Source organism: Blautia sp. MSK18_10, from assembly GCF_020553185.1.
GTDB classification, from domain to species: domain Bacteria; phylum Bacillota; class Clostridia; order Lachnospirales; family Lachnospiraceae; genus Blautia_A; species Blautia_A wexlerae.
The window spans coordinates 22,430-29,985 of record NZ_JAJCGT010000042.1 but is presented as its reverse complement, the minus strand read 5'-3'; the positions used below and the strand labels follow the sequence as shown (position 1 = coordinate 29,985).

The following is a 7,556-nucleotide window of genomic DNA, read 5'->3' as shown; positions in this document are numbered from 1 at the left end:
GCCGATATTTAGTCTGACGCCTAAAGCGTCTGGAAGCACGCGACTTCAGTCGTGTAAGGATAAAATTTTTAATTCACAGGTGCATTACCAAAGGTAAAAGCTAATATGTCTCAAGGAATTCCCCAAATGATAGAAATTGCTACTGAAAAGAGATGGAAAGAAGATTTCGAAAATAAGCACAAGAAAAAAGCCGGAAATGGTTGGTTTCGATATAGTACACGATTTGCTCTACCTGTTATGAATGAGAAAGGTGATATTTTGGATTACAATGTATATCAGGCTGTGCTAATAGTAAGATATGCAGCGGATAAAAAATTGTATTTGTACGATATACAAAACATTAAAAAAGAAACGAGATACCCATCCTGGACTGAATAGTCAGATAGTCAGAAACCCATTTCTTTGAATAGATTATAATATATTGTTTATGGAAATGCAAGGGGAAAAATAGTACTGAGAAAAGAAGCTACTGTCGGATATGGCAGTAGCTTTTTTCAGGTGTTTTTTGTATAATAAAATGCTGTAAAGGCTTTGCAAAAACATAAGGGAGGATAAGAAGATGGCATTAATGGAAGTGAACTTCTTTTCAAAAGCACTGATGCGTCCGGTAACGATGAATGTAATCTTGCCGGTTGATAAAGTGTTTTTTGGAGAAGAAACAGAAGAAGAGAACAAACCGTTTAAGACTTTGTATTTGCTTCACGGAGTAATGGGGAATTACACAGACTGGGTAACAGGAACATGTATTAAGCGATGGGCAGAGGAAAAGAATCTGGCAGTAGTTATGCCATCTGGAGCAAATATGTTCTATATGGATCATCCGAATGCAAATGAAAACTACAGTGAATTTATCGGAAAAGAGCTTGTAAAGATTACACGAAGAATGTTTCCGTTATCTCACAAAAAAGAAGATACATTTATTGCCGGGTTATCCATGGGAGGATACGGTGCGATCCGAAATGGTCTGAAATACCATGACACATTCGGATACATCGCAGGTCTTTCTTCTGCTATGATTCTTGAAAAAATGAGGACAGCAGATGACAGTTCTCCTATGTTCTTTGAGAAAAAAAGCTTTCTGGAGAATGTATTTGGAGATCTGTCCCGGATCAAAGACTGTGAGATCAATCCGGAATGGATTGCCGAAAATATGAAAAAAGATGGAATCCCATTTCCGCATATGTACCTTGCCTGTGGACTGGACGATCCGCTTCTTCCTCCGAACCGTAAGTTCAGAGATACCATGCAGAAACTGGGTGTGGATGTAACTTACGAGGAAGGTCCGGGAGCACATGAGTGGGATTTCTGGAATCGTTATATTAAGAGAGTTCTGGACTGGCTGCCTCTTGATAAGGATAGCAAGGAAGGGATGAACAGCGGGAACGTAGGATTGTAAATTACAGAACATATTTTATTAAAATCTCTGAGGTTACAATAATCTCAGAGATTTTTTGCCAGAAATATTTTAGTATGGGTAAAATAACTGTGAACATAAAAATATACAAAAAAGCAAAGATAAAAATATATAAAATACCGAAAAAATAAAATTGTATTGACAATAATATGTGAAAGATATAATATATTTCATGTAGAGTACACGGGTACGCAAAGCAAAAACATACATATAATGAAGAAAGCGAAAACCTATGTGCTGGAAAATATGTATTTGAACAAAAAATACCCCACATAACTTCACCTGCTACCAACAAATGGAGAAATACATGGGATATTTTATGGAAAATAATTTTATCACAAGTCTAAATATTTGTAAATAAATTTTCCTGACAGAACTTATGCATATTTTCGTAACTCATATGACTGGAACTGAAAAATGTTTATCCAGTTAAAAATTAGTAAAGCAGATTTTATATAACTGCGTAATTAAACAGGAGGTACGAATAATGAAAAAAAGGTTACTTAGTGGTTTACTTTGTGGAACACTAACAATGTCTCTTCTTGGAGGGACTGCAATACCAGTATTGGCAGATGATGATCAGACAATCACAATGTGGACAGTATTTACTGGATCAGATGGAGATATCCTGAGAGAAATTGTCAAAGATTACAATGAGAGTAACGAAGATGGGATTAAAGTTGATATTGATATCATGGATGGAAGTACTCTTCAGGCAAAACTTCCTACAGCAATATCTACCAATACAGCTCCGGATTTTGTTTTGATGGGAATTGAATATATTTATCAATATGCAAATAATGATATGATTATACCATTGGATGATTTCTGGGAAAAAACCGGATTGGATGAAAGCAACTATTTGGAAAATGTTGTGGACAAATCAAAAGTAGATGGAACTTTATATGGTGTTCCGATGCAGTATAATCTTCAGTATCTCTATTATAATAAAGATTTATTTGAGGAGGCAGGGCTTGATCCAGAACAGCCACCGACAACAATGGAAGAATTAGCAGAAGATGCAAAGAAATTGACGAATCCGGATAAAAATCAGTATGGTATTGGTTTTCCTACAGACTATGCATCCTATTGTGAATATTTATGGTCAAATGGTGGAGATGTAGTAAGTGAAGATGGAAAAGAAAATAATCTGAATTCGGAAGCTAATATTAAGACCCTGGAATGGATTCAAGATTTAGTTTTGAACGAAAATGTTTCTCCTCAGGGGTTAAAAGCTGCTGATGCAGATACCATGTTTCAGTCAGGACAGTTGGCAATGTATACCAGTGGACCATGGAATATTAATGGATTAAAACAGTTGGGGGTTAATTTCGGAATTACTGCAATTCCATCGGGTTCAGATGGAGCTTATGCCCCTGAAGGCGGTTGTGCATATATGATTCCAAAAAGCGTAGATGATTCCAAGAAGGATGCGATTTATAAATGGATGGCATATTGGCTTTCTGACGATGTATTAAAAGAATGGTCTACAAGAAATGGATTTCCGGTATGGTCTAATTCACTGCTGGAAGATGAAGATATTAAATCTGATGAGATCTTAACAGATGTATCCAATGCATCTAAGATTGGACGTAACTGGCATCTGAATCTTGACTGGGGAAGTCAAATTGATCAGAATGTTATGCAGCCTATGATGGAACAGATATTATCAGGAACCGATGTATCTGAGGCGCTTCAGACAGCGTCAGATACTTTAGATGGTATTATTGCAGAAAAGTAGAATTCAAGAGCTGTTGCAGTAATGCAATAGCTCTTTTTATAGGAGAGCGAATATGAAAAATAGAAATAAATATCATGCTCAAAGTCAGAAACAAGCATATCTTTTTCTGGCACCGTCTATGTTAATACTTACAGTTTTTGTCTTTATTCCTCTGATTGGTGCACTGGTGATCAGTGTTATGAATATTGACATTTATATGAACAATATTTCTTTTGCAGGATTTGGAAATTATTTAAAAATGTTTCATGATAGCAGAATAGGAAATGCTACATTTAATTCATTTTATTTTGCACTGGCAGAAGTACCTCTTCAGGTTTTTATGGCATTATTAATGCTTATGTTGATGATAAAAAATAATCGTTTTCATAAGTTTCTAAGAACAGTATTTTATCTTCCATATGTATGCTCAATGACAGCGATTAGTATCATGTGGTCAATGCTGTTAAATACAAATTATGGTATGTTACCATATTTATTTAAACAAATTGGTGTTGACTTTCCAAATGTTCTTACAAGTACTACATGGGCAATGCCAGTAGTGATTCTTATTACAGTATGGAAAAACTTTGGATATACACTTACTCTTTTATCTGCTGCGGCACTGGGAGTATCAAATTCTTTATACGAGGCTGCTGAAATGGATGGAGCTACAGGATTTCAGAAATTTATATATGTAACGATTCCTGGAATCAAACAGACTATTAATTTTTGTATTGTTACAACACTGATTACCGCTCTTCAGGTTTTTGATCAGGTATATGTTATGACTAAAGGCGGTCCATTGTATAAAACGGAAACACTTGTAAGTTATATTTATAATCAGGGATTCCAGGTGGCTCCTTATGATTTAGGATATGCGTCTTCTATTGCTGTATATCTGTTCCTTATGGTCGCTATTATTACCTTTGTTCTCAGAAGATTTGTATTAAACAGGGGGACAGAAGAATGAAAATAAAGAAAATAAAAGTAAATGAAATAGTAGGAACTGCAGTTACAGTTTTAATTGCTGTGTTGATTTTATTTCCTTTGATCTGGTTGTTGGTTTCATCTTTTAAATCAGACGCAGATGTAATTAAATGGCCGCCAATATTTTTTCCAACACAATGGTTGACGGCACAATATAAATATGTAGTAGATGCAATTCCTATTTTATCCATGCTGAAAAATACAGTTGTTTTTTCAGTAGGAGTAACTGTAGTCAGTCTGTTTTTTGACTCGATGGCAGCCTATGCATTTTCAAGGATGCATTTTCAAGGAAAGAATCTTATTTTTGGAATTATTCTTCTCACAATGATGGTTCCTTTCCAGATTATTATGATTCCTCTTTACATTGAAGAATATAAATTTAAAATTCTTGACACTTATTTGGGATTGATTTTACCAAGAGCCTCTAGTGCATATGGAATTTTTATGTTAACATCATTTTTTGAGAACATTCCTAAATCACTGGATGAAGCGGCAAGAATTGATGGTATGAAGGAAAAACAGATTTATAGCAGAATCATATTACCGCTTGCCAAACCGGCATTTATAACTCTTGGAATTTATCATTTTATGAATAACTGGAATGATCTGATTTATCCAATGATGCTCACCAGTTCTGTAGAGAAGAGAACACTATCAGCAGGACTTGCAATTCTTGTGGGAAGTAATTCCATTAAGTATGGACCAACGCTTGCAGCAACTGTAATATCTATTGCACCATTAATGATACTATTTCTGTTTTGCCAGAGATTTTTTATGGAAGGAATTGCTACATCTGGAATGAAGGAATAAATTAACACAGGTTGAAAGGGAAAAATTATGGGGATTACAACAAAAGAAATAGCAAAAATATGTGGAGTATCCAGAACTACTGTACACAGAGCTTTAAATAATACAGGACGTATCAGTGAAAAAACAAAAAGGATGATATTGGAAACTGCTGAGAAAAATGGATATCGTCCAGATCTTTTGGCTACAGGGCTGGCAAAGGGAAAGACATATTATATTGGTGTTGTTGTAATGGATGTTAATAACCGTTATTTTTCTCAGATGTTAAGTGCATTAGAGATAGAAGCCAGAGAAAGAGGATATTTTATTAATATTACTCTTCACCAGAATGACAAGGAAATAGAAAAAGAACAGCTTTGTAAACTTGCAGATTATCATGTAGATGGCATTATACTGTCTTCGGTTAATAAAGGAGAAGAATATAAAAAATTTATAGAGAGCCTAAACATTCCAGTGGTTACGATTGATAATAAAATCGCAGATAAGATACCATTTGTAACAGTAAATGGAAGAAGTGCAATTTCAAAAGCTGTTTGTGAAATAGCGGAATCTGGATATGAAAAAGTAATATTTGTATGTCCTCCTTTGGCTGAAAAGAATCTGGAGAATATATATGTACATGAAGAAAGAACTGCGGGTTTTAAAGAAGCGGTAAAAAAAATTCATGGGCTGGAATATGTGATTATTGGAAACTGGGATTATCAGAAACAAGCAAAAAAAGAGTTAGAAAAAAGTGAGAAAAAAACAGCATTTTTATGTACCGGGGACATGTTTGCTTTAAATCTTATACGTATGTTTGAAAAAAATGGAAAACGTGCTGGTCAGGATTATGGAATCATGGGATATGATAATATTGATTTTTTGGAATATGTAACTCCTCGTCTGACAACGATAGATAATCACGTGGAAAAGGTCGCGGAAGAAGCATTTAACTTACTACTTCAGCTCATGGAGAACAAAAATGTTGCAGAAACAGAGAGAATTTTGGAAACAGTGACAGTACAGGGAGAAACGATATAATTAAGTGAATATATTGTAGAGGCTCCTGAAGTCTGTCTATAAGGAGAATTATGAAACATATAATTATTACAGTAAATAGTAAATTTAAAAAAAGCGAGATAGACAGCAGAATTTATAGTTCGTTTGTAGAACATATGGGAAGAGTGGTTTATACAGGCATATATGAACCAAATCATCCAACAGCAGATAAGGATGGATTTCGTCAGGATGTATTGGAAAAAGTAAAAGAGTTAGGAATTACAATGGTGCGCTATCCTGGTGGAAATTTTGTTTCTAATTATGACTGGAAAGATGGAGTAGGTCCCAAGGAAGAAAGACCTAAGCGCCTGGAACTGGCATGGCGTGCTGTTGAAACCAATGAAGTTGGAATCAATGAATTTATGAGATGGGCAAAAAAAGCAGGAGTAGAGCCGATATGTGCTGTAAATCTGGGAACAAAAGGAATTGAAAATGCAGCTTCCTTTTTAGAATATTGTAACATGCCTGCAGGAACGATGTACAGCGATATGCGGGTAAAACATGGTGTTTCGGAACCATATAAAGTAAAATTGTGGTGTCTTGGAAATGAAATGGATGGAGACTGGCAGATTGGACATAAGACAGCAGATGAGTATGGGAGACTTGCAGAAGAAACTGCAAAAGCAATGAAATTAATTGACGAAAATATAGAATTGGTTGTCTGCGGAAGTGCAAAATCAGATATGCCGACATATCCTGAATGGGAAGCTACAGTACTGGAACATGTATATGAAAATGTTGATTATCTGGCATTACATCAATATTATGGTGGACAGGAAATGGGAACAGCCGATTTTCTTGCTCAATCTGTAGATCTGGATTGTTATATTGACACAGTTAGTGGCGTTTGTGACTACATAAAAGCAAAGAAACGTTCAGAAAAAACGATGTATATTAGTGTCGATGAGTGGGGAGTGTGGGCGCCAGAAGGAAAAGTAGCTCATCCGGAAATAGAAGAAAAACCATGGCAGATAGCTCCTCATTTGAGTGAACAGGTATACACAATGGAAGACTCACTACTATTCGCAAGTATGCTGATGAGTTTTGTCCGTCATAGCGACAGAGTAAAAGTTGCCTGCCAATCTCTTTTAACTAATATCAGTGCAACGATTATGACTGAAAAAGGTGGAGAAGTATGGGTACAGCCTGTATTTTATCCTTTTTCTTATATGTCAAAATATGCAAGAGGAACAGTGATGGAAGAAGTATATGAAGGTCCTTCCTATGACTGCAGCATTGCAAAAAATGTTCCATATGTGGATACAGTAACGGTATATAATGAAGAATTAGGTGAGATTGCAATTTTTGCAGTCAATAGAGCAGAAGAAACTGTATCTGTTTCAGAAGAACTTCAGGGGTTTGTATTAGAGGAAATAGCAGAACAGTTATATATGACTTCTGGAAATCGCAAAGATACAAACTTAGAGAATCATGACAAAATAAAACCGTATGAGATAAATAATGCTGAGATAGCAGGGGATAATCTTAACTTTGAAATTGAACCGCTGTCATGGAATATGATAAGAGTGAAAGTAAAAAACAAAAATTAATAAATTTATAAGAGACTGGCGCACTAGGAAATTATTAAAG

At 35.3% G+C, this 7,556-nt stretch carries 7 protein-coding genes; all 7 read left to right on the top strand.

Features of this window, described 5'->3' with window-relative positions; translation table 11 throughout:
* Positions 1-126: 126 nt before the first annotated feature.
* The 7 genes from LI074_RS14240 to arfA all read left to right on the top strand — a co-directional run bounded on the left by LI074_RS14240 (position 127) and on the right by arfA (position 7,516).
* A complete protein-coding gene (locus LI074_RS14240; protein WP_055150349.1) occupies positions 127-378 on the top strand; it encodes a hypothetical protein in 252 nt (83 codons plus the stop codon).
* A gap of 181 nt (positions 379-559) precedes the next feature.
* Positions 560-1,396, top strand: coding sequence for an alpha/beta hydrolase (locus tag LI074_RS14235; protein WP_025577894.1), 837 nt, complete (start codon positions 560-562; stop codon positions 1,394-1,396).
* A 505-nt stretch (positions 1,397-1,901) separates the two neighbouring features.
* A complete protein-coding gene (locus LI074_RS14230; RefSeq protein ID WP_173681112.1) occupies positions 1,902-3,155 on the top strand; it encodes an ABC transporter substrate-binding protein in 1,254 nt (417 codons plus the stop codon).
* A gap of 52 nt (positions 3,156-3,207) precedes the next feature.
* Positions 3,208-4,104, top strand: a complete 897-nt coding sequence (locus tag LI074_RS14225; RefSeq protein WP_025577890.1) for a carbohydrate ABC transporter permease — start codon at positions 3,208-3,210, stop codon at positions 4,102-4,104.
* Positions 4,101-4,931 (top strand): carbohydrate ABC transporter permease, encoded by an 831-nt coding sequence (locus LI074_RS14220; RefSeq protein WP_173681111.1) that lies wholly within the window; start codon positions 4,101-4,103, stop codon positions 4,929-4,931. Before LI074_RS14225 ends, LI074_RS14220 begins: the two co-directional genes overlap by 4 nt.
* A gap of 27 nt (positions 4,932-4,958) precedes the next feature.
* The gene (locus LI074_RS14215) at positions 4,959-5,948 is read left to right on the top strand and encodes a LacI family DNA-binding transcriptional regulator (protein WP_025577887.1); all 990 of its coding nucleotides are present in this window, start codon (positions 4,959-4,961) and stop codon (positions 5,946-5,948) included.
* Positions 5,949-5,998: 50 nt separating this feature from the next.
* Positions 5,999-7,516 (top strand): arabinosylfuranosidase ArfA, encoded by a 1,518-nt coding sequence (gene arfA / locus LI074_RS14210; RefSeq protein ID WP_025577886.1) that lies wholly within the window; start codon positions 5,999-6,001, stop codon positions 7,514-7,516.
* The last annotated feature ends 40 nt before the right edge of the window (positions 7,517-7,556 follow it).

Bases quoted from the DNA above. Each gene is read 5' to 3' on its own strand.
- LI074_RS14220 (WP_173681111.1), top strand. From the start codon at position 4,101: ATGAAAATAAAGAAAATAAAAGTAAATGAAATAGTAGGAACTGCAGTT.
- LI074_RS14225 (WP_025577890.1), top strand. From the start codon at position 3,208: ATGAAAAATAGAAATAAATATCATGCTCAAAGTCAGAAACAAGCATAT.
- LI074_RS14230 (WP_173681112.1), top strand. From the start codon at position 1,902: ATGAAAAAAAGGTTACTTAGTGGTTTACTTTGTGGAACACTAACAATG.
- LI074_RS14235 (WP_025577894.1), top strand. From the start codon at position 560: ATGGCATTAATGGAAGTGAACTTCTTTTCAAAAGCACTGATGCGTCCG.
- arfA (WP_025577886.1), top strand. From the start codon at position 5,999: ATGAAACATATAATTATTACAGTAAATAGTAAATTTAAAAAAAGCGAG.
- LI074_RS14215 (WP_025577887.1), top strand. From the start codon at position 4,959: ATGGGGATTACAACAAAAGAAATAGCAAAAATATGTGGAGTATCCAGA.
- LI074_RS14240 (WP_055150349.1), top strand. From the start codon at position 127: ATGATAGAAATTGCTACTGAAAAGAGATGGAAAGAAGATTTCGAAAAT.